Here is a 737-nt window from a genome sequence, read left to right on the forward strand (position 1 = left end):
GCTCCACCCCGTCCATGGTGTCGGGGTTGCCGGCCTTTCCGATGCCGCAGATCCGGCCGTCGCGGATGCCGAGGTCGGCCTTGACGATGCCCCAGTGGTCGAGGACGACGACGCCGGTGATCACGGTGTCGGGGGCGCCCTCGGCCCGGGTGGTGCGGGCCTGCCCCATGGATTCGCGGATGACCTTGCCGCCGCCGAAGACGGCCTCGTCGCCGGCCCGCCCGGGGCCGCCGCTGAGGTCCCGCTCGATCTGGACGAAGAGGTCGGTGTCGGCGAGCCGGATCCGGTCGCCGGCCGTCGGCCCGAAGAGGTCGGCGTACGCCCGGCGGGAGAGCTCAGCCATCGATCGGCCCTCCGGTCTCGCCGCGCAGCCCGGGTACGGTGCGCAGCCCGCCCAGGGGTACGAGTTCCACCGCGACCGGGATGCCCGGCTCGAAGCGGACGGCCGTGCCGGCGGCGACGTTGAGCCGGAGCCCGCGGGCGGCGGGGCGGTCGAAGTCCAGGCCGGGGTTGGCCTCGGCGAAGTGGTAGTGGGAGCCGACCTGGACCGGCCGGTCGGCGGCGTTGAGCACGGTGAGGCGGGTGACGGGACGGCCCTCGTTGAGGAGCACCGGGCCGTCCCCGTGGACGATTTCGCCGGGGATCATGCGGGTACTCCGTTCAGACGATGGGGTCGTGGACCGTGACGAGCTTGGTGCCGTCCGGGAAGGTCGCTTCGACCTGGACGTCGTGGATCA

General features: G+C 73.3%; 2 protein-coding genes and 1 pseudogene (1 of these 3 running past the window's edge). All 3 read right to left on the minus strand.

The features are described from left to right. Positions 1-343: pseudogene (ureC, locus tag ACFWVD_RS28860) on the minus strand (urease subunit alpha); the annotation flags it as partial. Beyond that, positions 336-647 carry an urease subunit beta gene (locus ACFWVD_RS28865; protein WP_030388195.1) on the minus strand — a complete coding sequence of 104 codons (312 nt, stop codon included), beginning with the start codon at positions 645-647 and terminating at the stop codon, positions 336-338. The pseudogene ureC and the gene ACFWVD_RS28865, both read right to left, overlap by 8 nt. Before the next feature lie 13 nt (positions 648-660). Then, positions 661-737 carry the final stretch of an urease subunit gamma gene (locus ACFWVD_RS28870; protein WP_379248088.1) on the minus strand. The gene runs 190 nt beyond the window's last position, so only the last 77 of its 267 coding nucleotides appear in the window; its start codon lies off the right edge, out of view — the gene reads right to left on this strand; it ends in the stop codon at positions 661-663.

Source organism: Nocardia sp. NPDC058666, assembly GCF_042714895.1.
GTDB lineage: Bacteria > Actinomycetota > Actinomycetes > Mycobacteriales > Mycobacteriaceae > Nocardia.